The organism is Pseudomonas veronii (assembly GCF_001439695.1).
GTDB classification, from domain to species: Bacteria; Pseudomonadota; Gammaproteobacteria; order Pseudomonadales; family Pseudomonadaceae; genus Aquipseudomonas; species Aquipseudomonas veronii.
This window is the reverse complement of sequence record NZ_JYLL01000002.1, coordinates 29,585-51,799: the sequence shown is the minus strand read 5'-3', so window position 1 is coordinate 51,799 and position 22,215 is coordinate 29,585. Positions and strand designations below refer to the sequence as shown.

The window sequence follows — 22,215 nt, the reverse complement described above, 5'->3', positions numbered from 1 at the left end:
TTCAGGCGGTCGCCGCCGATTCCAGGAAGTCCTGGGCAAAACGTTGCAACACGCCGCCCGCCTCGTAGATCGACACTTCTTCAGCGGTGTCCAGGCGGCAGGTCACCGGCACTTCGACACGTTCGCCATTCTTGCGGTTGATCACCAGGGTCAACTGCGCGCGCGGGGTGCGTTCGCCGACCACGTCATAGGTTTCGCTGCCGTCGATCTTCAACGTGTGACGGTCGGTGCCCGGCAGGAACTCCAGCGGCAACACGCCCATGCCCACCAGGTTGGTGCGGTGAATGCGTTCGAAACCTTCGGCGGCAATCGCTTCCACACCCGCCAGGCGCACGCCCTTGGCCGCCCAGTCGCGGGACGAACCCTGACCGTAGTCGGCGCCGGCGATGATGATCAGCGGCTGCTTGCGCTCCATGTAGGTTTCGATGGCTTCCCACATGCGTGTGACCTTGCCTTCCGGCTCGATGCGCGCCAGGGAACCCTGCTTGACCTTGCCGTTCTCGACGACCATTTCGTTGAACAGTTTCGGGTTGGCGAAGGTCGCGCGTTGCGCGGTCAGGTGGTCGCCGCGGTGGGTCGCGTAGGAGTTGAAGTCGACTTCCGGCAGGCCCATTTTCGCCAGGTATTCGCCGGCGGCGCTGTCGAGCATGATCGCGTTGGACGGCGACAGGTGGTCGGTGGTGATGTTGTCCGGCAGCACTGCCAGCGGGCGCATGCCCTTGAGCGGCCGCGCACCGGCCAGCGCACCTTCCCAGTACGGCGGACGGCGGATATAGGTACTTTGCGGGCGCCACTCATACAGCGGCGCGACTTTCGGGCCGGTGTCTTCGTGGATCGCGAACATCGGGATATACACTTTGCGGAACTGCTCCGGCTTGACCGACGCCTTGACCACCGCGTCGATTTCTTCGTCGCTCGGCCAGATGTCTTTCAGGCGGACTTCCTTGCCGTTGGCGTCGAGGCCCAGCACGTCCTTCTCGATATCGAAACGGATGGTGCCGGCAATCGCATAGGCCACCACCAGCGGCGGCGAAGCCAGGAACGCTTGCTTGGCATACGGGTGGATACGCCCGTCGAAGTTGCGGTTACCCGACAACACGGCGGTGGCGTACAAGTCGCGGTCAATGATCTCTTGCTGGATCACCGGGTCGAGCGCACCGGACATACCGTTGCAGGTGGTGCAGGCGAAGGCCACCACGCCGAAACCGAGTTTTTCCAGTTCGTGCCCAAGGCCGGCTTCTTCGAGGTACATGGCCACGGTTTTCGAACCGGGCGCCAGGGACGACTTGACCCACGGCTTGCGGCTCAGCCCCAGCTTGTTGGCGTTGCGCGCCAGGAGGCCGGCGGCGATCACGTTGCGCGGGTTACTGGTGTTGGTGCAACTGGTGATCGCGGCAATGATGACCGCACCGTCGGGCATTTGCCCCGGTACTTCTTCCCACTGGCCGGAGATGCCTTTGGCGGCGAGGTCGCTGGTGGCGACACGGGCGTGCGGGTTGCTCGGGCCGGCCATGTTGCGCACGACGCTGGACAGGTCGAAGGTCAGGCCGCGTTCGTATTTCGCGCCCTTGAGGTCGTCGGCCCACAGGCCGGTCTGGCGAGCGTACTGCTCGACCAGGGCGACTTGTGCGTCTTCACGGCCAGTGAGTTTCAGGTAGGCGATGGTCTGCGGGTCGATGTAGAACATCGCCGCGGTGGCGCCGTATTCCGGGGCCATGTTGGAGATGGTCGCGCGGTCGCCCAGGGTCAGTGCCGATGCACCTTCGCCGAAGAACTCGAGCCATGCGCCCACCACTTTCTGTTGACGCAGGAACTCGGTCAGCGCCAGCACCATGTCGGTGGCGGTGATACCGGGTTGCAGCTTGCCCGTCAGCTCCACGCCGACGCTTTCCGGCAGGCGCATCCACGAGGCGCGGCCGAGCATCACGCTCTCGGCTTCGAGGCCGCCGACGCCGATGGCGATCACGCCGAGGGCATCCACGTGCGGGGTGTGGCTGTCGGTGCCGACGCAGGTGTCGGGGAACGCCACGCCGTCGCGCACCTGGATCACCGGAGACATTTTCTCCAGGTTGATCTGGTGCATGATGCCGTTGCCCGGCGGGATCACGTCGACGTTCTTGAAGGCTTTTTTGGTCCACTCGATAAAGTGGAAGCGGTCTTCATTGCGGCGGTCTTCGATGGCGCGGTTTTTCTCGAACGCGTCCGGGTCGAAACCACCGGCTTCGACGGCCAGGGAGTGGTCGACGATCAGTTGGGTCGGCACCACCGGGTTGACCTGGGCCGGGTCGCCGCCTTGCAGGGCGATGGCATCGCGCAGGCCGGCGAGGTCGACCAGGGCGGTCTGGCCGAGGATGTCATGGCACACCACCCGCGCCGGGAACCAAGGGAAGTCGAGGTCGCGCTTGCGCTCGATCAGTTGGCTCAGGGAAGCGTTGAGGGTGGCCGGGTCGCAACGACGCACCAGGTTTTCCGCGAGTACGCGGGAGGTGTAAGGCAAGGTGGCGTAGGCGCCGGGGGTGATTGCATCGACAGCCGCGCGGGCGTCGAAGTAATCGAGGCGGCTGCCGGGGAGCGATTTGCGAAATTCAGTGTTCATCGTCAGGACTCGGTCACGGTGATTACAAAAGGAACCCACTGATCCAGATTTGAAATGCGATTCAAATGTGGGAGGGGGCAAGCCCCCTCCCACCTTTTGACCTCATTTCAATCCTGGAATCGTCGGCCTTCAGCGACGTTCGATTGGCACGAACTTGCGCTGTTCGACGCCGATGTACTCAGCGCTTGGACGGATGATGCGGTTGTTGGCGCGCTGTTCGAACACATGCGCGGCCCAGCCGGTGAGGCGCGAGCACACGAAGATCGGGGTGAACAGCTTGGTCGGGATGCCCATGAAGTGGTACGCCGAGGCATGGTAGAAGTCGGCGTTGGGGAACAACTTCTTCTGCTCCCACATGACCTTGTCGATGGCTTCGGAGACCGGGAACAACACTTTGTCGTCCACTTCTTCGGCGAGCAGTTTCGACCAGCCCTTGATCACTTCATTACGCGGGTCGCTGTCTTTGTAGATCGCGTGACCGAAGCCCATGATCTTGTCCTTGCGCGCCAGCATGGCGAGGGTGCCGTCGACGGCGTCCTCGGCCGACAAGAAGCGCTCGATCATTTCCATCGCCGCTTCGTTGGCGCCGCCGTGCAGCGGGCCGCGCAGCGAACCGATGGCGGCGGTGATGCACGAATACAAGTCAGACAGGGTCGACGCGCAGACACGCGCGGTAAAGGTCGACGCGTTGAATTCGTGCTCGGCGTACAGGATCAGCGACACGTTCATCACTTTGACGTGCAACTCGCTCGGCGCCTTGCCGTGCAGCAGGTGCAGGAAGTGACCACCGATGGAAGGTTCGTCGGTCACACAGTCGATGCGTTTGCCGTCATGGCTGAAGCGGTACCAGTAGCACATGATCGCCGGGAAGGCAGCGAGCAGACGGTCGGTGACATCGCGCTGTACGCTGAAGTCCTGCTCCGGCTCGAGATTGCCGAGGAACGAGCAACCGGTACGCATCACGTCCATCGGGTGGGCGTCGGCCGGGATGCGCTCGAGCACTTCCTTGAGCGCCTGGGGCAGGTCACGCAGCTTGCTCAGCTTGGCGCTGTAGGCAGCCAGTTCGGTCTTGGTCGGCAATTCGCCGTACAGCAGCAGGTAGGCGACTTCTTCGAACTGCGCATCAGCGGCCAGTTCGCGCACGTCGTAGCCGCGATAGGTCAGGCCGGCACCGGCCTGGCCCACGGTGGACAGTGCGGTCTGCCCGGCCACCTGGCCACGCAGGCCAGCGCCGCTCAGTACTTTTGCTTCAGCCATGGTTACTCTCCAATTTTGTAGTTATCCGGGAGGCGCGTTCGTTACTTCTTGGCGGCGAACAGCGCGTCGAGCTTCTGCTCGAAGGTGTGGTAGTCGATGCGATCGTAAAGCTCCATGCGGGTTTGCATGGTGTCGATCACGTTCTGTTGGGTGCCGTCGCGACGGATCGCGGTGTAGACGTTTTCGGCGGCCTTGTTCATGGCGCGGAAGGCCGAGAGCGGGTACAGCACGATGGAAACATCGGCAGATTTCAGTTGATCGACGGTGTACAACGGGGTTGCACCGAATTCGGTAATGTTAGCCAGGATCGGCGCCTTTACCTTTGACGCGAACAGCTTGTACATGTCCAGCTCGGTGATGGCTTCCGGGAACACCATGTCGGCGCCGGCCTCGATGCAGGCGGCGGCGCGGTCCAGGGCGGATTCCAGGCCTTCGACGGCCAGCGCATCGGTACGCGCCATGATCACGAAGCTGTCATCGGTGCGCGCATCCACGGCGGCCTTGATGCGGTCGACCATTTCCTGCTGGGACACGATTTCTTTGTTCGGGCGATGACCGCAGCGCTTGGCGCCGACCTGGTCTTCGATATGGATGGCCGCGGCGCCGAACTTGATCATCGACTTGACGGTGCGTGCCACGTTGAACGCCGAGGAACCGAAACCGGTGTCCACGTCCACCAGCAGCGGCAGGTCGCACACGTCGGTGATGCGGCGCACGTCGGTCAGCACGTCATCGAGGCCGGTGATGCCCAGGTCCGGCACGCCGAGGGAGCCCGCGGCCACCCCGCCACCCGACAGGTAGATCGCCTTGAAACCGGCGCGCTTGGCCAGCAGTGCGTGGTTGGCATTGATCGTGCCGACCACCTGCAATGGGTGTTCGCTGGCGACCGCGTCACGGAAACGCTGGCCTGGAGTGCGGTTGTTATTGGAACTCATGACTCACCTCGCTGAGTGGCTGTCTGGGGAGCACCGCCTGGGAAGTGGCGGGCGATATTGCGTTTGGAGGCGCCGATGTGACGACGCATCAACAACTCGGCCAGTTCACCGTCGCGATCGGCGATCGCGTCAAGAATACGGTGATGCTCGGCAAAGGCCTGGCGTGGACGATTGGGGGTTGCGGAGAACTGGATGCGGTACATACGCACCAACTGGTACAGCTCGCCGCAGAGCATTTGGGTCAAGGTGCGGTTGCCCGCGCCCTGGATGATCCGGTAATGAAAGTCGAAGTCGCCTTCCTGCTGGTAATAGCCGACACCCGCCTGGAACGCCGCATCCCGTTCGTGGGTGTGCAGCACCTGGCGCAGTTCTTCGATCTCCGCATCGGTCATGCGCTCGGCGGCCAGGCGGCACGCCATGCCTTCGAGGGATTCGCGGATTTCATAGAGTTCGATCAATTCCGCGTGGCTCAACGACACCACGCGAGCGCCCACATGGGGCACGCGCACCAGCAGGCGCTGGCCTTCGAGACGGTGAATCGCCTCACGCAACGGGCCGCGGCTGATGCCGTAGGTGCGCGCCAGTTCCGGCTCGGAGATCTTGCTGCCGGGGGCGATCTCGCCTTTGACGATAGCGGCCTGTATACGCCTAAAGACGTTCTCCGACATTGTCTGGGATTCTTCCGGGGAGACCACCGGAGCTTCCGATTGATCCAGCATATTGTCGACACCTTTAAAAGCAATGCCGCAAAAACTAGCCAATAAGCCCTACTTAGTCAAAGAATAAATCAACATTGTCGACAATCGTCTAATAACCGCCGTTGTAAGCAACAAGGGCATGGCCGCCTGCCAGCGCTGGCGCCAAAAAAGCATCATGTTAGAATAGACGCCGCTTTTGCCTGACATCTCTTGATGAAACGGCGCACGAGGGAGCTTGCGCAGCAATGCCAGTCGCCTTGAATTGAACATCGCACTGCACCGCCTCAGGATTTATGAGACTCAAGCCCTTCCCCCGATTGTTTTGCCTACTGTTCATACCAGGACTTATGCCGGGGCTATGCGCTGCCGCCGAGAAGACCGTGTATGGCCTCAACGAATACGCCAAGCTGGCGGATATCGACCTGGAAGTGGCGGCCAAACTCGACACCGGCGCCAAGACCGCCTCGTTGAGCGCCCGCGATATCAAACGCTTCAAGCGCAACGGCGAATCCTGGGTACGCTTCTACCTGGCCATCGACACTGCCCATTCCCACCCCATCGAACGCCCACTGGCCCGCGTCAGCAAGATCAAGCGCCGCGCCGGTGACTACGACCCCGATGAGGACAAGAACTACACCGCCCGTCCGGTGATTGCCCTGGATATCTGCATGGGCAGCGCTTTACGCAGCATCGAAGTGAACTTGACTGACCGCAGCGCTTTCCAATACCCGCTGCTGATCGGCTCCGAAGCGCTGAAACGCTTTGATGCGCTGGTCGACCCCAGTCTTAAATATGCAGCGGGCAAACCTGCCTGCGCCGCCGACGCTCATACCGCCGAGTAAACCGAATGCGCTCTCTGACCCTGCACCTGAAAATCCTCATCACCCTCCTGGTGGTGCTGGGTATTTCGGTCACCGCCTACCAGATCTTCGTGCTGGGCATTCCCGTCACCGAGGACGCCACCGACGACTTGTGGAACATCGACGCCAAGGTCGAGTTCGTCGCCAACCCGAAAGACCCGGTGAAGATCCAGATGTTCGTGCCGCCCCTGAGCCGCGACTTTGTCAGCCTCAATGAGAGTTTCATCTCGAATAACTACGGGGTCAGCGTCAACCGCATCGATGGCAACCGCAAGGTCACCTGGTCGGCGCGCCGGGCCAAGGGCAAGCAGACCCTGTATTACCGCCTGGTGCTGACCAAGCGTTACAGCGGTGAAAAGGTCAAGATCAAGGGCCCGACCTTCCGCGACAGCATCGCCGTGGAAGGCCCGGAAAAAATCGCCGCCGAAGCCCTGCTCGCGCCGATCCGCCAGCACTCGGCCGATGTGGAAACCTTTATTACCGAAGCAATCAAGCGCACCAACAACCTCAACGACGACAACGTCAAGCTGCTGCTGGCGGGCGACCCGTCGACACCGCACAAGGCCAAGATCGTCGAACTGCTGCTGTCCATCGCCCACGTGCCGGTGGAAAAGGTCCACACCATCCGCCTCGTCGCCGACCAGCCGCAAACCCCGGAACTGTGGCTGCGCAGCTTCAATGGCAATGACTGGCTGTACTTCAACCCGGAAACCGGCGAACCAGGCCTGCCCGCCGACCGCCTGCTGTGGTGGACCGGCGATGAAAACCTGATCACCGTCGATGGCGGCAAGAAAGCCATGGTCACCTTCAGCCTGAACAACAGCGAAATGAACGCGATCCGCCTGGCCAAGCTGACCGACGAAAACACCGACGCCAACTTCCTCGAATACTCGCTGTACGGCCTGCCGCTGCAAACCCAGCAGACCTTCATGATCATGGTGATGATCCCGATCGGCGTGCTGGTGATCCTGATCCTGCGCAACCTGATCGGCCTGCAGACCCTGGGCACATTTACCCCGGTGCTGATCGCCCTGGCGTTCCGCGAGACTCAGTTGGGCTTCGGGATTGTGCTGTTTACGATCATCACCGCGCTGGGCTTGTCGCTGCGCTCGTACCTGGAACACCTGAAGTTGCAGATGCTGCCGAGGCTGTCGGTGGTGCTGACCTTCGTGGTGGTGCTGATCGCGGCCATCAGCCTGTTCAGCCATAAACTGGGGCTGGAGCGCGGGCTGTCGGTGGCGCTGTTCCCGATGGTGATTCTGACCATGACCATCGAACGCCTGTCGATCACCTGGGAAGAACGCGGCGCCAGCCATGCGCTGAAAGTGGCGATCGGCACGCTGTTCGCGGCGTCCCTGGCGCACCTGATCATGAGCGTGCCGGAGCTGGTCTACTTTGTGTTCACCTTCCCGGCGATCCTGCTGATCCTGGTGGGCTTCATGCTGGCCATGGGGCGTTATCGCGGCTACCGCCTGACCGAGCTGGTGCGCTTCAAGGCCTTCCTCAAGGCTGACTCGTAATGTTCGGCTTCTGGAAGACCTGGAAGGCCCTGGAAGCGCGGGGCATCATGGGCATCAACCGGCGTAATGCGGACTACGTGCTCAAGTACAACAAGCGCAGCCTGTACCCGATCGTGGATGACAAGATCATCACCAAGGAACGCGCGCTGGCGGCCGGCATCCATGTGCCGGAAATGTACGGGGTGATTTCCACCGAGAAGGAAATCGACAAGCTCGACGAGATCATCGGTGGACGCAACGACTTCGTGATCAAGCCGGCCCAGGGCGCTGGCGGTGACGGCATCCTCGTCATCGCCGACCGCTTTGAGGGGCGTTATCGCACGGTGTCCGGCAAGATCATCAGCCATGAGGAAATCGAGCATCAGATTTCCAGCATCCTCACCGGCCTGTACTCCCTGGGCGGCCACCGCGACCGCGCGCTGATCGAGTACCGCGTGGTGCCCGACCAGATTTTCAAGAGCATCAGCTACGAAGGCGTGCCGGATATCCGCATCATCGTGCTGATGGGCTACCCGGTGATGGCCATGCTGCGCTTGCCGACCCGCCAGTCCGGCGGCAAGGCCAACCTGCACCAGGGCGCGATCGGCGTGGGCGTCGACCTGGCCACCGGCCTGACCCTGCGCGGCACCTGGCTGAACAACATCATCGCCAAACACCCCGACACCACCAACGCGGTGGATGGCGTGCAACTGCCCAACTGGGACGGTTTCATGAAACTCGCCGCCGGCTGCTATGAGCTGTGCGGGCTGGGCTACATCGGCGTGGACATGGTGCTGGACCAGGAAAAAGGCCCACTGATCCTCGAACTGAATGCGCGGCCGGGGCTGAATATCCAGATCGCCAACGACTGCGGCCTGACCCTGCGCACCCACGCGGTCGAGGCACGACTGGAAACCCTGAAAGCTGCCGGCGTGACGGAAACGCCGGAAGAACGGGTGAAATTCGTGCAGGCCATGTTCGGGCACATCCCCGCCGTCGAAGGTTGAGCCAGCCTTCGATCTGTCTATCCCCGACATCCCCTCTAGGACCAAATCCTACAGGGGTCTACAATCCCCTCCCCCACGCCATCAGCTGATCCACCCCGCATGTCGACCTGTTCCGTACACCCACTGCCCTACCGGGCCAACCCCGCCGAGTATTTTGCGGCGATTCGCCATGCCCCTGGCGCGGTGCTATTGGACAGCGGCCGCCCGACAGCCGAGCGGGGCCGTTATGACCTGCTCAGCGCCTGGCCCGAAGCGACGCTGGCGGTGCGGCCTGACGAGAGCGGCAGCGAGTTCCTGCAACGCCTGCGGGAAAACCTTACACAGTTGGGTGAGGCGGCATTGCCGGCCGGCTACGAGTTGCCGTTCGCCGGCGGCCTGATCGGTTACCTGAGCTACGATTTCGGCCGGCACCTGGAACAGTTGCCGCACCGCGCGGTGGACGATCTGCACCTGCCGGACGCACGTTTTGGGCTGTACGCCTGGGCCCTGGTCAGCGATCACCAGGCGCAAACCAGCCAGTTGGTGTTTCACCCGACACTGGCCGATGGCGAGCGGCAGCGACTGATCAAGCTGTTCAGCCAGCCAGGTGCCGAGATAGCGGCCGACTTCAAGCTCCATGGCCCCATGACACCCGACATCAGCGCCCAGACCTACGCCCAGGCCATCGCCCGCATCCACGACTATATTCGCGCGGGCGACTGCTACCAGGTCAACTTCACGCAGCGCTTTCGCGCAGCGTGCAGCGGCGATCCGTGGGCGGCCTACTGCGCCTTGCGCGAAGCCTGCCCGACGCCATTTTCCGGGTTCCAGAGCCTGCCGGATGACGGCGCGGTACTGAGCCTGTCGCCGGAACGTTTCGTCAGGATCAGCCAGCGCCAGGTCGAAACCCGCCCGATCAAAGGCACCCGCCCGCGCGGCCTGACGCCTGAAGAAGACGCCGCCAACGCCGCCGAACTGCTGGCCAGCCCCAAGGATCGTGCCGAGAACCTGATGATCGTCGATCTGTTGCGCAACGACCTCGGGCGCACCTGCCGCACCGGCTCGGTGAAAGTACCGGAGTTGTTCAGCCTGGAAAGCTACCCCAACGTGCATCACTTGGTCAGCAGCGTCACCGGCGAATTGGCCGACGACAAGGACGCCCTGGATCTGATCGCCGGCAGCTTCCCTGGCGGCTCCATCACCGGCGCACCGAAGATCCGCGCAATGCAGATCATCGACGAACTGGAGCCAACCCGCCGCGGGCTGTACTGCGGCTCGCTGGTGTACCTGGACGTGCGTGGCGAGATGGACAGCTCCATCGCCATCCGCAGCCTGCTGGTCAAAGACGGCCAGGTGTGCTGCTGGGGCGGCGGCGGGATCGTCGCCGACTCGCAATGGCAGGCGGAATATCAGGAGTCGCTGACCAAGGTGCGGGTGTTGTTACAAACCCTGGAAAGCCTGTAACGCAGCGCCCTTCCTGGCGTTGGGAGGCAACGCCCGGCCGCGGAAAAAACCTGAATCAGAACCGCTGTGGACGGCCTGTGAACCGGAGGATAGCGTCCGGTTTCGACCGTCCACCCGCCATCTGTGAAGGATCACATGAAGCGATTGCTTACTCGTCAGAAAATATTTCCAAGATTGCATCTGCACTTGCCTGAGCCTAATATCTCCCAAATTGGGAGGTCTGACTCATGCGGATAATCGCGTTCTCGACCTTACGTCTCTTCTGGGAGAGCCACCCAGCTTGTATCGACGCCAAAACACCGCTGGTCGAGTTGTATCGCCATATGGAGAAGGCTGCATACCCAACGCCGCAAGCGCTCAAGGCGGAGCTCGGAACCGCGAGCATCCTCAAAGGCAGCAGGGTTGTATTCAACGTGGGCGGCAACCGGTATCGAGTGATCATGGCGATCAATTATCAGCGTCAGCTTGGGTTCATACGTTTCGTGGGAACCCACGCACAGTACGATCAGATCAACGCGGAGACCGTGTGATGAACATCAAACCCATACATTCCCAAGAAGACCTCACCGCCGCGCTCGCACGCGTCGAACAGATATGGGAAGCGCCAATCGGCTCGCCTGAGGGCGATGAGCTGGAAATTCTTGCGGTCCTCATTGAAAAGTATGAGGCCGAACATTATCCGATGCCGCCGTCGGACCCGGTGGAAGCCATCCGCTTTCGCATGGAGCAACTCGGCATGACGGCGCGCGACCTGGAGGCCTTCATCGGCACCAGCGGCCGGGTGTCCGAAGTGCTCAACCGCAAGCGCAAGCTGAGCCTGTCGATGATCAAGCGCCTGCATGAAGGCTTGAGCATCCCGTATGAGCGGTTGCTGGCAGGGGCTTAAGAACTCAGGCGGCTGTAGGCCCGCGCCCACATTCGACCGCGTTTCCAGAGGATAAACGCGGTCGAATGTGGGAGCGGGCTTGCTCGCGATGGGGCCGCCAACTGCGCGGAACGACTTACAGGCTCAACGGCCGGTTCGAAGCCTTGATGAACTCGTTCTTCAGCTCTTCAAACGTATGCACCGCCGGGAACTGCGGGAACTCGCGGATCACATTCTCCGGCGCATGGAACAGAATCCCGCGGTCGGCCTCGCCCAGCATGCTGGTGTCGTTGTACGAATCACCGGCAGCGATCACGCGGTAGTACAGGCTCTTGAACGACAGCACCGACTGGCGCTTGGGGTCTTTCTGGCGCAGTTGGTAGCTGACCACGCGGTCGGTTTCGTCAGTGATCAGGCGGTGGCACAACAGGGTCGGGAACCCCAGCTGGCGCATCAGCGGCTGGGAGAATTCGTAGAAGGTGTCCGACAGAATCACCACCTGGAAGCGCTCGCGCAGCCAGTTGACGAACTCGATGGCACCGTCCAGCGGCTTGAGGGTAGCGATCACTTCCTGGATATCGGCGAGCTTGAGCCCGTGTTCGTCGAGGATGCGCAGGCGTTGCTTCATCAGCACGTCGTAGTCGGGAATGTCCCGGGTGGTCGCCCGCAGGGATTCAATACCGGTTTTTTCGGCGAAGGCGATCCAGATTTCCGGAACCAATACCCCTTCCAGGTCGAGACAGGCAATTTCCACGAGACACTCCTATTTGTATTGTTCAAGTCGAGCGAGCAAAAAGACTGCCGAACTCTAGCGATTCAAGGCGGCGGCCGCAACGCAGGGCGGATTTTGATACCATCACTCTCCTATAGAGCGCTCAGCGCCACTGACCTGTAGGAACCGTCCTGATGAACCAAGCCTTCGATGTCGTTGAACTCGCCACGACCTATGCCAACAAATCTGCCCAGGACATTCTCAAGCTGGCGTTCAGCCAGTTCGGCGATGACCTGTGGATTTCCTTCAGCGGTGCCGAGGATGTGGTGCTGGTGGACATGGCCTGGAAGCTGAACAAGAACGTCAAGGTGTTCAGCCTCGACACCGGCCGCCTGCACCCGGAGACCTACCGTTTCATCGAACAGGTGCGCGAGTTCTACAAGATCGACATCGAGCTGATCTCGCCGGACCAGAGCAAACTGGAACCCTTCGTCAAAGAGAAAGGCTTGTTCAGCTTCTACAAAGACGGCCATGGCGAATGCTGCGGCGTGCGCAAGATCGAGCCGCTGCGCCGCAAGCTCTCCGGGGTGCGCGCCTGGGCTACCGGCCAGCGCCGCGATCAGAGCCCCGGCACCCGCAGCCAAGTGGCTGCGCTGGAAATCGACACGGCCTTCTCCACCCCGGAACGCACCCTGTACAAGTTCAACCCACTGGCGCAGATGACCAGCGAAGAGATCTGGAGTTACATCCGCATGCTGGAGCTACCGTACAACAGCCTGCACGAGCGCGGTTTTATCAGCATCGGCTGCGAGCCCTGCACCCGCCCGGTGTTGCCAAACCAACACGAACGCGAAGGCCGCTGGTGGTGGGAAGAAGCCACGCAGAAGGAATGCGGGCTGCATGCCGGGAATCTCATCAGCAAGGCCTAAACGCTGACGCAGTCAACCATGTGGGAGGGGGAGCAAGCCCCCTCCCACATTTGTTTTGTGCCGAGCGTAAAAATGTACACACAAATGTAACCATCGGTGCCATTTATGTGTGCAATCCATCGACCTTCGCACCAAAACGTAACATCTCCTCTCTGCCGCTGTTTATCCTCTAAACAGAGGTTCTGCCCCGTCAAAAATAAATACCTGTTCAAACGGTCAATTTATATCGCTTTGAATTCAGTCAGTTATTTATAGAACCTATAAAAACGAAATTAACCAAGATTTTCATAGATCGAAAACTGGCACGTATGTGGCTTAAGGTGAAGCGCACTTTGTATACAATAAATACAAAATATACATACACTTTCCCGCTGCGGCTTTGCTGCAGCAGTGCTGGAGCCTGCCGGAATGCGTACACGCCTCTCGAACACCCTCGCACTGGATCTGCCCTCCTCCGCCCTCAACCCCGAGGCCGCGAGTCCCGGCCCGCTGGTACTCAGCCCGCGCCTGCACAACCGGGACCTGGCGCCGACCAAGGTCGAAGGCCGACGCTGGGGGCGCTACAGCATCTTTGCGTTATGGACCAACGACGTACACAACATCGCCAATTACTCGTTCGCCATTGGCTTATATGCGCTGGGCCTGGGTGGCTGGCAGATTCTGTTATCCCTGGGGATCGGCGCGGCGCTGGTGTACTTCTTCATGAACTTGTCGGGTTATATGGGGCAGAAGACCGGGGTGCCGTTTCCGGTGATCAGCCGCATCAGCTTCGGCATTCACGGCGCACAGATTCCGGCCTTGATCCGTGCGGTTATTGCGATTGCCTGGTTTGGTATCCAGACCTACCTGGCCTCGGTGGTGTTCCGAGTATTGCTGACGGCGATTCATCCGGGGTTTGCCGACTATGACCACAACTCGATCCTGGGCCTGTCGAGCCTGGGCTGGGCGTGCTTTGTGACGATCTGGTTCGTGCAACTGGTGATCCTGGCCTACGGCATGGAGACCGTGCGTCGCTACGAAGGCTTCGCCGGGCCGGTGATTTTGCTGACCGTCGCTTCGCTGGCCGGTTGGATGTACTTCCAGGCCGACGGCCACATCGCCTGGTCGATCCGCGAGCCGCTCACCGGTGGCGAGATGTGGCGCAATATCTTTGCCGGCGGCGCGCTGTGGCTGGCGATCTACGGTACGTTGATCCTCAACTTCTGCGACTTCGCGCGCTCTTCGCCGTGCCGCAAGACCATCCAGGTCGGCAACTTCTGGGGCCTGCCGGTGAACATCCTGGTGTTCGCCGCCATCACCGTGTTGCTCTGCGGCGGGCAGTTCCAGCTCAATGGCCGGGTGATCGAAAGCCCGACCGAGATCATCGCGGCGATCCCCAATACGTTCTTCCTGGTACTCGGCTGCCTGGCGTTCCTGATCGTCACCGTGGCGGTGAACATCATGGCCAACTTCGTCGCCCCGGCCTTTGTGCTGAGCAACCTGGCGCCCAAGTACCTGAACTTCCGCCGCGCCGGGTTGATCAGCGCGGCCGTGGCGGTGCTGATCCTGCCGTGGAACCTCTACAACAGCCCGCTGGTGATCGTGTATTTCCTTTCCGGCCTGGGCGCGCTGCTCGGGCCGTTGTACGGGGTGATCATGGTCGATTACTGGCTGATCCGTAAAAGCCAGGTCGATGTGCCGCAACTGTACAGCGAAGACCCGAATGGCGTTTATTACTACAGCCGTGGCGTGAACATGCGCGCGGTGGCGGCATTTATTCCTGCGGCGGTGATCGCCATCCTGCTGGCGCTGTTGCCGGGGTTTGCCAGTGTCTCGCCGTTTTCCTGGTTGTTTGGCGCCGGTATTGCAGGGCTGTTGTACCGGCTGATCGCCAAGCGCCAAGCGTTCTACGCTGATGTCAGCGGTGAAAGCATTGCAGTCGATAACGTCAGTCATTAAAAAGGACATTCCATGCGTATCCTCGTGGTCAACGTCAACACCACCGAATCCATCACCCAGACCATCGCCGAGCAAGCGCGGTCCGTGGCCTCGCCGGGCACCGAAATTGTCGGGCTCACGCCGTACTTCGGCGCCGAATCGGTGGAAGGCAATTTTGAGAGCTACCTGGCGGCCATCGCGGTGATGGACCGCGTGATGGCCTACGACCAGCCGTTCGATGCGGTGATCCAGGCCGGGTATGGCGAACATGGGCGCGAAGGCCTACAGGAATTGTTGAATGTGCCGGTAGTGGACATCACCGAAGCGGCAGCCACCACCGCGATGTTCCTCGGCCACGCCTACTCGGTGGTGACCACCCTGGACCGCACCGTACCGCTGATCGAGGACCGCCTGAAACTCGCCGGCCTGTATCAACGCTGCGCCTCGGTGCGGGCCAGCGGCATGGCGGTGCTGGAGCTGGAAGAACACCCGCTGGCGGCCATGGAGGCCATCGTGCGGCAGGCGGAACTGGCGATCCGCGAGGACAAGGCCGAGGTGATCTGCCTGGGATGCGGCGGCATGGCCGGGCTGGACGAACGCATTCGCCAGCGCACCGGGGTGCCGGTGGTGGACGGGGTAACGGCGGCGGTGACGATTGCCGAAGGGTTGGTGCGATTGGGGTTGTCGACGTCGAAGGTCAGGACCTACGCCACCCCGCGGCCGAAGACTGTCATCGGCTGGCCGCGCAGCCGATAGAACAGGTCGCGGCGATCAAATCGCGCTGAAGCGCTGCGCCAGTCCCGCGATTAAAAACTGCTCGAGGATGAAGTCGACAAACGCCCGGGTCTTGCCGGGCAGCAGTTTGTGTTCGGCGTAGTAGAGGGAGATGTTGCCGTCATCGACGTACCAGTCGGGCAGCACCCGCACCACCGCGCCACTGTCGAGGAACGGCACTGCCATCGGCATGCTCACCAGCGCAATGCCCATCCCCTGGGCACTCGCGCAACAGGCGGCCTCCGAGTCGCTCAGGGTCATGCGCGGCTTGAGCGCCAATGGACGCTGTTCGCGCTCGCGGCTGGTCAGTTGCCAGGAGCGCACGCGGCCGGTTTGCGGGGAGCGGATCAGGATGCCCAGGCAGCGCGCCAAATCCTCGGGCGCCAGTACCGGCGGGCGTTGCGCCAGGTAATCCGCTGACGCCACCAACACCCGGTGCGCGGGCGTCAGCTTGCGTGCAACCACGCCCTGGGGCAGCTCAAAACCACCGCCGATGGCTGCATCGAAGCCCTGGCCGATCAGGTCGACCTGGCGGTTGTCAAAATGCCAATCCGGGCTGATATCCGGAAAACGCCGGACGAATTCCCCCAGCAACGGCATGACATAACGATTACCGAACACCGTGCCCATGCTGACCTTGAGCGTCCCCACCGGCCGCCCCTCGGCGCTGGCCAGGTTGGCCACGGCGTTCTGAATGGTGATGAGGCTGTCGCTGACTTCGGCGAGGAACCGCTTGCCGGCTTCGGTCAGGGTCAGGCGCCGGGTGCTGCGCTGGAACAGCCGCACCCCCAGGCGCGCTTCCAGCTTGGCGACACTTTTGCCCACCGCCGCCGGGGTCAGGCTCAAGCGCCGGGCCGCTTCGGCAAAGCTGCCGCCTTCGGCGCTGCGCACAAAGCATTCGATACTGCCGAAGCTCTCCATATCTGCCCACTCTAAACTTTTGGTTTACACAGACTATAGCAATCCGGGTCTACCGACAGCGGCGGGTGAGGTCGATACTCGGCTGCATCCACAAGGCATCCCGCCTTGAACAGTGAGGAGATCAACATGACTACCCAGAACCTCAGCGGCAAAGTCGCCTTGATTCAAGGCGGTTCACGCGGCATCGGCGCCGCCATCGTCAAGCGTCTTGCGGCGCAAGGTGCGGCCGTCGCCTTTACCTACGTCAGTTCCGCCGCCAAGGCCGCAGAACTGCAGAACAGCGTGATCAGCGCCGGCGGCAAAGCCCTGGCGATTCAGGCCGACAGCGCCGATGCCACGGCGATTCGCAACGCGGTCAACGCCACGGTCCAAGCCTTTGGGCGCCTGGATATCCTGGTGAACAACGCCGGCGTGCTGGCCATCGCGCCGCTGGAAGACTTCAAACTGGAGGACTTCGACCAGACCCTGGCAATCAACGTGCGCAGCGTATTCATCGCCACTCAGGAAGCGGCCAAGCACATGGGCGAAGGCGGCCGCGTGATCAACATCGGCAGCACCAACGCCGAACGCATGCCCTTTGGCGGCGGCGGGCCGTATGCGATGAGCAAGGCGGCGCTGGTCGGCCTGACCAAGGGCCTGGCGCGGGACCTGGGGCCACGTGGCATCACCATTAACAACGTGCAGCCAGGGCCGGTGGACACCGACATGAACCCGGCGAACAGTGAGTTCGCCGAGAGCCTGATCGGGTTGATGGCGGTGGGCCGTTATGGCCATGTCGAGGAGATCGCCAGCTTTGTGGCCTACCTGGCCGGGCCGGAAGCGGGTTACATCACTGGGGCCAGCCTGACCATCGACGGTGGCTTCAGCGCATAACCGCCTGTAGGCGCCGGGTCAGGACATGGGCGGCAGGCCGTAGGCGGCGAGGTCGAAGTCCGCGAGTTTGCGGATGATCTGGTCGGCGTGGTGGTACTTGCTGTCGGCCATGGCTTCGTCGGGCACGGCGATGGCAGTCATCCGGGCCGCCTTTGCTGCGGTGACGCCGAACGGCGAGTCTTCAAACACCAGGCAATCTTGCGGCGCGATGCCCAGGCGCCGCGCGGCGGTGAGGAAGATGTCCGGCGCAGGTTTGGCGGCACCGACTTCCGGGTCGTCAGCCGTGACGATGGTGCCGAACAGGCCAAACCATTCGCGGTGCAGCGTGGTCTTGTGGCCAAAGGAGTTGCGCGACGAACTGGTGCCCACCGCAATCGGAATATTGTGCGCGTTCAGGTGCCGTACCAACGCTTCGGCGCCGGGCATGCCCAACGCCCTGGGGAAACGCTCGCTCATCAGCGGCTCACGGATTTCGAGGAACTCAGCCGCCGTGATCGGCAGGTCCAGCGCCTTGACCACGTAGTCGGCCAGGTCCTGGGCCCCGCGCCCGATGATGTGCTGTTTGATCCCCCAGTCATAGGTACGCCCGAAGCGTTCGGCGATGATCTGCGTCACTTCGGTGTAGATGCCTTCGGTATCCAGCAACAAGCCGTCCATATCGAAAATCACGGCCTTGATCGGACCGACTGCGCTACGCGGTGCATTCATCGTGACGAAACCCTGGAGGTAGGACTAAAAGGATTCAGCACAATAACGGCCACGCTTGTCGGCAGGCAACCTTTTAGGCTGTGCGCCTGATCAGGCCGGCGTGGGCAGGCAGCCCAGGCTGGTCAATGCGGCCTCCACCGCGTGCTCCAACGGCGTATGGGGTTCGTGGCCCAGGGCCGCAAGCAAGCGTTGGTTATCCATACGCAACGGGGTTTGCCACAGATAACGCATCTCCTGTATCTCGCGAAAGGTCACGACAAACGGCGCAGCCAACTTCAACAGCCACCAGGGAAATACGCCTACACGCGGTTGCAGGCCCGTCCTGCGTAACACTACGCGCTGGATCGCCTGGCTCATCTGCGTGCCATCACTGTCCACGTGCCCGGCCATATGAAAGCAGGCAAAGGCGTCGAGGGCGGCGCGGCGCTCAATCAACTCGAGCATGGTGCGCGCCACATCCGGCAGGTAGGCCCATTGGTGGGCGACGCCTGGCGCACCTGGGGCGCTGACCGCGCGCACCGGTTTACCGGGTTTGACCAGGCCTTGGGAGAACCAATTGTTGGCCGCTCCGGCGCCGAAAAAATCCCCGGCACGCACGATCACTACACGAGCGCCCTCGCGGGAAGACTGAAGCAAGCGCTGCTCCAGTTGCACACGTATCGCGCCCTTGCGGGTCAGCGGGTGCTGGGGTGAGTCTTCGGAAAGCACCGGGAACGCATCCGGCCCGAAGTTGTAGACCGTGCCGGGCAACACGATGGTCGCGCGCTCGGCGATGGCGGCAGCAATGGTGTTGTCGATCATCGGCAGCACCTGCTCGGCCCAATTGCGATAGCCCGGCGGGTTCACCCCATGGATGATCACCGCGCAGCCACGGGCGGCAGCGATGACGTCCTGGCGATTGAGCGCATCGCCTTTGAGCCAGGTATAGGCGGCATTCTGGCTACGGGCCTTGGCGACATCCCGGGTCAACGCACACACCTGCCAGCCCGCCACGCTCAACTGTCGCGCCACTTCGCCGCCGATACCGCCGGTTGCACCCAATACCAGTACCTTGCTCATCACCCGCTCCCACGTTGGTTGGAGTGGCCATTCTGTTCGTAGCCTGGCTATAGAGGAATTGCCGAAGACCATCCAGACGCTATACATTTACGCATGGCATTGAACATTGGTTGGGAGCTTTACCGATCGTTTCTTGGCGTACTCAAGGAAGGATCGCTGTCGGGGGCCGCACGGCAGCTCGGCATCACACAGCCCACCGTCGGTCGGCACATTGCCGCGCTGGAAACGGCCCTGGGCGTGGTGCTGTTCACTCGCTCCCCCACCGGCCTGCTGCCGACGGCAGTGGCTCACACCATGAGGGCCCACGCCGAGACCATGGAGCGCACGGCCGCCGCCCTGGAACGCAGCGCCTCCTCCCAGGGCGACGAAGTGCGCGGCGTGGTGCGTGTCTCCGCCAGTGAAGTGGTCGGCGTGGAAGTACTGCCGCCGATCATCACGCGGTTGCGCCAACAGCATCCTCAGCTCAAGGTCGAACTGGTCCTGACCAACCGCCTGAGCGACCTGCTGCAATTGGAAGCCGACATCGCCGTGCGGATGGTCCGCCCCAGCCAGGAGCAATTGCTGGCACAGCGCATCGGCCTGATCGAAGTCGGCCTGCATGCCCGCGACGATTACCTGCACCAGCACGGTACGCCGCAAGAGTTGAAAGACCTGACCGACCACGCGGTGATCGGCTACGACCGGGAAAACGCGTTTATCCGCAGCCTGGCCGTCAAAGGCTTCGAGCGCGGCACCTTCGCCCTCAGCAGCGACAGCGACCTGGCGCAACTGGCGCTGATCCGTGCCGGCGCCGGCATCGGCGGATGCCAGGTCAAGCTGGCCCAACAAGACACGCGCCTGCGCCGGGTACTGCCGGAGGCATTCGCGCTCAAACTCGACACCTGGGTCACCATGCACGAAGACCTGCGCAACAGCCCGCGCTGCCGGGCGACGTTTGATGCGCTGGTGGCGGGTTTGCAACGTTACGTACAGGATTGAGACAGCTTCGCTGAGGAACAATGAAAATCCCTCAATCCCTTCACAGCCGCCGCCATGACCGAAGCCTTCGAAGTCCCCAGCCCCCACGAAAAACACATCGAACACACCACCGAACATGCCCACGCGCGCGGTGACAATTTCGCCAGCCGCATTGCCGTGATGACCGCGCTGATGGCCACCCTTGGCGCCATGCTCAGCTACCAGGCCGGCTCCACCGAAAGCGAAGCGGCGATGGACAAGAACAACGCTGCCATTTTCAAGACCGAAGCCGCCAACCAGTGGAACTACTACCAGGCCAAATCCAGCCGGCAAAACCTGGCGGAACTGGCTACCCATATTCCCGGTGTGGACGCCGCGCATTACAAGGATGAGAGCGAGCGCTACAAGGGCCAGAAGGAAGACGTGCGCAAACAGGCCGAAAAGCTGGAGGCAACCTCACGGGAATGGGATCAGAAATCCGAAGAAGCCTTGCACCAGCATCACCGCTGGGCCCAGGCGATGACGGCGATTCAGATCGCGATTTCGTTGGCGGCGATCACGTTGTTGACGCGCAAGGAATGGTTGAAGCGCCTGTCGTATACCGCGGGCGGTGTGGCCTTGGTGCTGGGCGGCCTGGCGGGGCTGCATTTCTGATAATTTCGCTTGGGCGCCCAACACCCATCGCTATATAGTAAACCGCATAACGCTAACCACCGCACAAGGAGATACCGGTGTCCGTACTACCCAAAGAAGCCGTGGGCGCAGCCTACAGTATCGAATCCATGCGCTACGCCCAGGCCATGACCTGGCAGGCCATCGAACAACTGGCCCAACGCATCCGCCCCGGCATGCTCGAATCCGAAGCGCGCGAGCTGGGCAAACACGTCCTCGCCGACCTCGACATGCAGCGCATCTGGCACCCGCTGCTGGTGCGCTTCGGCGCCAATACCCTCAAGGCCTTCAAGCAACACTCCGACGGCGACCCGGTACTGGGTGAAAACGATATTTTCTTCATCGACATGGGCGCGGTCTGGCAAGGTCACGAAGGCGACGCCGGCGCCACGTTCACCACCGGCACCGACCCGGACATGATCGCCTGCGCCAACGCGGCCAAAGCGCTGTTCGACCGCGTGCAAGCTCGCTGGAAAAACGACCAGGTCATCGGCCTCGAACTCTACCGCTACGCCGAGGCACAAGCCCAGGCCATGGGCTGGCAGTTGAACCTCGACATCAAGGGCCACCGCGTCAGCGACTTTCCCCACGCGATCCATCGTGGCGGCAACCTCGGCGACTTCGAGCACTACCCGAATGCAGGGTTGTGGATTCTGGAGATCCAGATCGCTCACCCGAGCAAGCCGTATGGCGCATTCTATGAAGACCTCCTCGCTTAATCGTTCAAAGGAACCAGAATGGAACGCTACGCCGAATTTCCCGTGCTGTTGTTTTCCTACGGCACCCTGCAGGACAAAGCAGTCCAACTCGCCAACTTCGGCCGAGAACTGGCAGGCCAGCACGATGCCATGTTGGGCTACTCGAAAAACTGGGTAGAAATTACCGACCCGCAAGTGCTGGCCACCAGTGGCAAGACCCACCACCCGATCGTCGCGCCGAGCACCGAACAAGGCGCCAGCGTTGAAGGCATGGTGTTTCAGATTAGCGAGCAGGAGTTGGCGGCGGCGGATGCGTATGAAGTGTCCGACTACAAGCGGGTCAGCGTGGCGCTGGCATCGGGCCTCACGGCTTGGGTGTATGTGCAAGCCTGAACGACGGGCGATTGATTTCAATCTGTTACAGGAGCGTTTAGAGTATCGCCCCCGAGAATTGAATCTCGGGATTCAGTCCATGGAGTTACTCAGTGAAGTACGTCAGTAAAGTGGTTGCAGCAGCAGTTCTCGGTTTCACCCTCGCCGGCTGCACCGGCACCGCCATCAAATCCCCGCAATACGACAGCAGCCAATACACCGTGCTGGGTCACAGTGAAGCCAGCGCCACCGGCATCATGCTGTTCGGTGTTATCCCGATCGGCCAGAACAGCCGTTTCGTCCGCGCCCAGACGGCTGCCATCCAGGCAAAAGGTGGCGACGCGCTGATCAATACCGAAGTCCAGGAAAAATGGTTCTGGGCTTGGGTGCTGAGCGGTTACACCACCAAGATCTCCGGTGATGTGGTCAAGCTGAAAACTGCACACTAAGCCGGACGTTGCTC

Annotated in this window: 23 protein-coding genes; 15 read left to right on the top strand and 8 right to left on the bottom strand. The window is 61.8% G+C overall.

The features are described 5' to 3' along the window. Position 1: 1 nt before the first annotated feature. The 4 genes from acnD to TU80_RS02750 form a co-directional block, all read right to left on the bottom strand. The gene (acnD, locus tag TU80_RS02765; protein ID WP_057003802.1) at positions 2-2,596 is read right to left on the bottom strand and encodes a Fe/S-dependent 2-methylisocitrate dehydratase AcnD; all 2,595 of its coding nucleotides are present in this window, start codon (positions 2,594-2,596) and stop codon (positions 2-4) included. Positions 2,597-2,725: 129 nt separating this feature from the next. Next, positions 2,726-3,853, bottom strand: a complete 1,128-nt coding sequence (gene prpC, locus TU80_RS02760; RefSeq protein ID WP_046382416.1) for a bifunctional 2-methylcitrate synthase/citrate synthase — start codon at positions 3,851-3,853, stop codon at positions 2,726-2,728. Between the two features lie 41 nt (positions 3,854-3,894). Then, on the bottom strand, positions 3,895-4,788 hold the full coding sequence (gene prpB / locus TU80_RS02755) for a methylisocitrate lyase (protein ID WP_017848474.1): 894 nt from the start codon (positions 4,786-4,788) through the stop codon (positions 3,895-3,897). Beyond that, a complete protein-coding gene (locus tag TU80_RS02750) occupies positions 4,785-5,507 on the bottom strand; it encodes a GntR family transcriptional regulator (protein WP_046382415.1) in 723 nt (240 codons plus the stop codon). Before TU80_RS02750 ends, prpB begins: the two co-directional genes overlap by 4 nt. A 272-nt stretch (positions 5,508-5,779) precedes the next feature. Here TU80_RS02750 and rloA point away from each other — a divergent pair, with 272 nt between their 5' ends. The 6 genes from rloA to TU80_RS02720 all read left to right on the top strand — a co-directional run bounded on the left by rloA (position 5,780) and on the right by TU80_RS02720 (position 11,181). Beyond that, positions 5,780-6,328, top strand: coding sequence for a retropepsin-like aspartic peptidase RloA (gene rloA, locus TU80_RS02745; protein WP_026140213.1), 549 nt, complete (start codon positions 5,780-5,782; stop codon positions 6,326-6,328). A gap of 5 nt (positions 6,329-6,333) precedes the next feature. Further along, positions 6,334-7,866 (top strand): osmotic stress tolerance membrane protein RloB, encoded by a 1,533-nt coding sequence (gene rloB, locus TU80_RS02740; protein ID WP_046382414.1) that lies wholly within the window; start codon positions 6,334-6,336, stop codon positions 7,864-7,866. After that, a complete protein-coding gene (locus TU80_RS02735; RefSeq protein ID WP_057003801.1) occupies positions 7,866-8,852 on the top strand; it encodes an alpha-L-glutamate ligase-like protein in 987 nt (328 codons plus the stop codon). The genes rloB and TU80_RS02735 overlap by 1 nt, the downstream gene beginning before the upstream one ends. Before the next feature lie 99 nt (positions 8,853-8,951). Continuing rightward, positions 8,952-10,295 (top strand): aminodeoxychorismate synthase component I, encoded by a 1,344-nt coding sequence (pabB, locus tag TU80_RS02730; protein WP_057003800.1) that lies wholly within the window; start codon positions 8,952-8,954, stop codon positions 10,293-10,295. A gap of 227 nt (positions 10,296-10,522) precedes the next feature. Continuing rightward, entirely contained in the window at positions 10,523-10,825 is a 303-nt protein-coding gene (locus tag TU80_RS02725) for a type II toxin-antitoxin system HigB family toxin (protein WP_046382411.1), read from the top strand. Next, positions 10,825-11,181, top strand: coding sequence for a helix-turn-helix domain-containing protein (locus tag TU80_RS02720; RefSeq protein WP_017848481.1), 357 nt, complete (start codon positions 10,825-10,827; stop codon positions 11,179-11,181). The genes TU80_RS02725 and TU80_RS02720 overlap by 1 nt, the downstream gene beginning before the upstream one ends. A 115-nt stretch (positions 11,182-11,296) precedes the next feature. Here the strand turns inward: TU80_RS02720 and thrH are convergent, their stop codons facing one another. Beyond that, positions 11,297-11,914: a bifunctional phosphoserine phosphatase/homoserine phosphotransferase ThrH gene (thrH, locus tag TU80_RS02715; protein WP_017848482.1), complete on the bottom strand. Its 618-nt coding sequence runs from the start codon at positions 11,912-11,914 to the stop codon at positions 11,297-11,299. Between the two features lie 152 nt (positions 11,915-12,066). On the opposite strand from thrH, the gene TU80_RS02710 reads away from it, so the two are divergent. The 3 genes from TU80_RS02710 to TU80_RS02700 all read left to right on the top strand — a co-directional run bounded on the left by TU80_RS02710 (position 12,067) and on the right by TU80_RS02700 (position 15,474). Beyond that, positions 12,067-12,801 carry a phosphoadenylyl-sulfate reductase gene (locus TU80_RS02710; protein WP_017848483.1) on the top strand — a complete coding sequence of 245 codons (735 nt, stop codon included), beginning with the start codon at positions 12,067-12,069 and terminating at the stop codon, positions 12,799-12,801. Between the two features lie 408 nt (positions 12,802-13,209). Further along, complete coding sequence (locus tag TU80_RS02705) at positions 13,210-14,739, top strand: NCS1 family nucleobase:cation symporter-1 (RefSeq protein WP_057003799.1); 1,530 nt, start codon at positions 13,210-13,212, stop codon at positions 14,737-14,739. 12 nt (positions 14,740-14,751) lie between these two features. Then, positions 14,752-15,474 carry an aspartate/glutamate racemase family protein gene (locus TU80_RS02700; protein WP_017848485.1) on the top strand — a complete coding sequence of 241 codons (723 nt, stop codon included), beginning with the start codon at positions 14,752-14,754 and terminating at the stop codon, positions 15,472-15,474. Between the two features lie 15 nt (positions 15,475-15,489). Here the strand turns inward: TU80_RS02700 and TU80_RS02695 are convergent, their stop codons facing one another. Further along, positions 15,490-16,413 (bottom strand): LysR family transcriptional regulator, encoded by a 924-nt coding sequence (locus tag TU80_RS02695; protein ID WP_017848486.1) that lies wholly within the window; start codon positions 16,411-16,413, stop codon positions 15,490-15,492. A 126-nt stretch (positions 16,414-16,539) separates the two neighbouring features. On the opposite strand from TU80_RS02695, the gene TU80_RS02690 reads away from it, so the two are divergent. Continuing rightward, positions 16,540-17,286, top strand: a complete 747-nt coding sequence (locus TU80_RS02690) for a 3-oxoacyl-ACP reductase family protein (protein WP_017848487.1) — start codon at positions 16,540-16,542, stop codon at positions 17,284-17,286. An 18-nt stretch (positions 17,287-17,304) separates the two neighbouring features. On the opposite strand, the gene TU80_RS02685 is transcribed toward TU80_RS02690, so the two are convergent. Together TU80_RS02685 and TU80_RS02680 are read right to left on the bottom strand one after the other, a co-directional pair. Then, the gene (locus tag TU80_RS02685; RefSeq protein ID WP_017848488.1) at positions 17,305-17,994 is read right to left on the bottom strand and encodes an HAD-IA family hydrolase; all 690 of its coding nucleotides are present in this window, start codon (positions 17,992-17,994) and stop codon (positions 17,305-17,307) included. Between the two features lie 90 nt (positions 17,995-18,084). After that, positions 18,085-19,053 carry an NAD-dependent epimerase/dehydratase family protein gene (locus TU80_RS02680; RefSeq protein ID WP_057003798.1) on the bottom strand — a complete coding sequence of 323 codons (969 nt, stop codon included), beginning with the start codon at positions 19,051-19,053 and terminating at the stop codon, positions 18,085-18,087. 93 nt (positions 19,054-19,146) lie between these two features. On the opposite strand from TU80_RS02680, the gene TU80_RS02675 reads away from it, so the two are divergent. The 5 genes from TU80_RS02675 to TU80_RS02655 all read left to right on the top strand — a co-directional run bounded on the left by TU80_RS02675 (position 19,147) and on the right by TU80_RS02655 (position 22,201). Next, positions 19,147-20,031, top strand: a complete 885-nt coding sequence (locus tag TU80_RS02675) for a LysR family transcriptional regulator (protein ID WP_046382404.1) — start codon at positions 19,147-19,149, stop codon at positions 20,029-20,031. A 54-nt stretch (positions 20,032-20,085) separates the two neighbouring features. Further along, entirely contained in the window at positions 20,086-20,664 is a 579-nt protein-coding gene (locus tag TU80_RS02670) for a DUF4337 domain-containing protein (protein ID WP_017848491.1), read from the top strand. Between the two features lie 77 nt (positions 20,665-20,741). Beyond that, positions 20,742-21,401 (top strand): M24 family metallopeptidase, encoded by a 660-nt coding sequence (locus TU80_RS02665; protein WP_046382403.1) that lies wholly within the window; start codon positions 20,742-20,744, stop codon positions 21,399-21,401. Positions 21,402-21,419: 18 nt separating this feature from the next. Continuing rightward, entirely contained in the window at positions 21,420-21,773 is a 354-nt protein-coding gene (locus tag TU80_RS02660; RefSeq protein WP_046382402.1) for a gamma-glutamylcyclotransferase family protein, read from the top strand. A gap of 92 nt (positions 21,774-21,865) precedes the next feature. Then, positions 21,866-22,201, top strand: a complete 336-nt coding sequence (locus TU80_RS02655) for a hypothetical protein (RefSeq protein WP_046382401.1) — start codon at positions 21,866-21,868, stop codon at positions 22,199-22,201. The last annotated feature ends 14 nt before the right edge of the window (positions 22,202-22,215 follow it).

What these genes read in the sequence shown, in the direction of transcription:
- rloB (WP_046382414.1), top strand. Translation starts at nt 6,334, where the DNA reads ATGCGCTCTCTGACCCTGCACCTGAAAATCCTCATCACCCTCCTGGTG.
- TU80_RS02700 (WP_017848485.1), top strand. Translation starts at nt 14,752, where the DNA reads ATGCGTATCCTCGTGGTCAACGTCAACACCACCGAATCCATCACCCAG.
- TU80_RS02735 (WP_057003801.1), top strand. Translation starts at nt 7,866, where the DNA reads ATGTTCGGCTTCTGGAAGACCTGGAAGGCCCTGGAAGCGCGGGGCATC.
- TU80_RS02710 (WP_017848483.1), top strand. Translation starts at nt 12,067, where the DNA reads ATGAACCAAGCCTTCGATGTCGTTGAACTCGCCACGACCTATGCCAAC.
- TU80_RS02720 (WP_017848481.1), top strand. Translation starts at nt 10,825, where the DNA reads ATGAACATCAAACCCATACATTCCCAAGAAGACCTCACCGCCGCGCTC.
- pabB (WP_057003800.1), top strand. Translation starts at nt 8,952, where the DNA reads ATGTCGACCTGTTCCGTACACCCACTGCCCTACCGGGCCAACCCCGCC.
- TU80_RS02670 (WP_017848491.1), top strand. Translation starts at nt 20,086, where the DNA reads ATGACCGAAGCCTTCGAAGTCCCCAGCCCCCACGAAAAACACATCGAA.
- TU80_RS02695 (WP_017848486.1), bottom strand. Translation starts at nt 16,413, where the DNA reads ATGGAGAGCTTCGGCAGTATCGAATGCTTTGTGCGCAGCGCCGAAGGC.
- acnD (WP_057003802.1), bottom strand. Translation starts at nt 2,596, where the DNA reads ATGAACACTGAATTTCGCAAATCGCTCCCCGGCAGCCGCCTCGATTAC.
- TU80_RS02685 (WP_017848488.1), bottom strand. Translation starts at nt 17,994, where the DNA reads ATGAATGCACCGCGTAGCGCAGTCGGTCCGATCAAGGCCGTGATTTTC.
- prpB (WP_017848474.1), bottom strand. Translation starts at nt 4,788, where the DNA reads ATGAGTTCCAATAACAACCGCACTCCAGGCCAGCGTTTCCGTGACGCG.
- TU80_RS02680 (WP_057003798.1), bottom strand. Translation starts at nt 19,053, where the DNA reads ATGAGCAAGGTACTGGTATTGGGTGCAACCGGCGGTATCGGCGGCGAA.
- TU80_RS02660 (WP_046382402.1), top strand. Translation starts at nt 21,420, where the DNA reads ATGGAACGCTACGCCGAATTTCCCGTGCTGTTGTTTTCCTACGGCACC.
- prpC (WP_046382416.1), bottom strand. Translation starts at nt 3,853, where the DNA reads ATGGCTGAAGCAAAAGTACTGAGCGGCGCTGGCCTGCGTGGCCAGGTG.
- TU80_RS02690 (WP_017848487.1), top strand. Translation starts at nt 16,540, where the DNA reads ATGACTACCCAGAACCTCAGCGGCAAAGTCGCCTTGATTCAAGGCGGT.
- rloA (WP_026140213.1), top strand. Translation starts at nt 5,780, where the DNA reads ATGAGACTCAAGCCCTTCCCCCGATTGTTTTGCCTACTGTTCATACCA.
- TU80_RS02750 (WP_046382415.1), bottom strand. Translation starts at nt 5,507, where the DNA reads ATGCTGGATCAATCGGAAGCTCCGGTGGTCTCCCCGGAAGAATCCCAG.
- TU80_RS02705 (WP_057003799.1), top strand. Translation starts at nt 13,210, where the DNA reads ATGCGTACACGCCTCTCGAACACCCTCGCACTGGATCTGCCCTCCTCC.
- TU80_RS02725 (WP_046382411.1), top strand. Translation starts at nt 10,523, where the DNA reads ATGCGGATAATCGCGTTCTCGACCTTACGTCTCTTCTGGGAGAGCCAC.
- TU80_RS02675 (WP_046382404.1), top strand. Translation starts at nt 19,147, where the DNA reads ATGGCATTGAACATTGGTTGGGAGCTTTACCGATCGTTTCTTGGCGTA.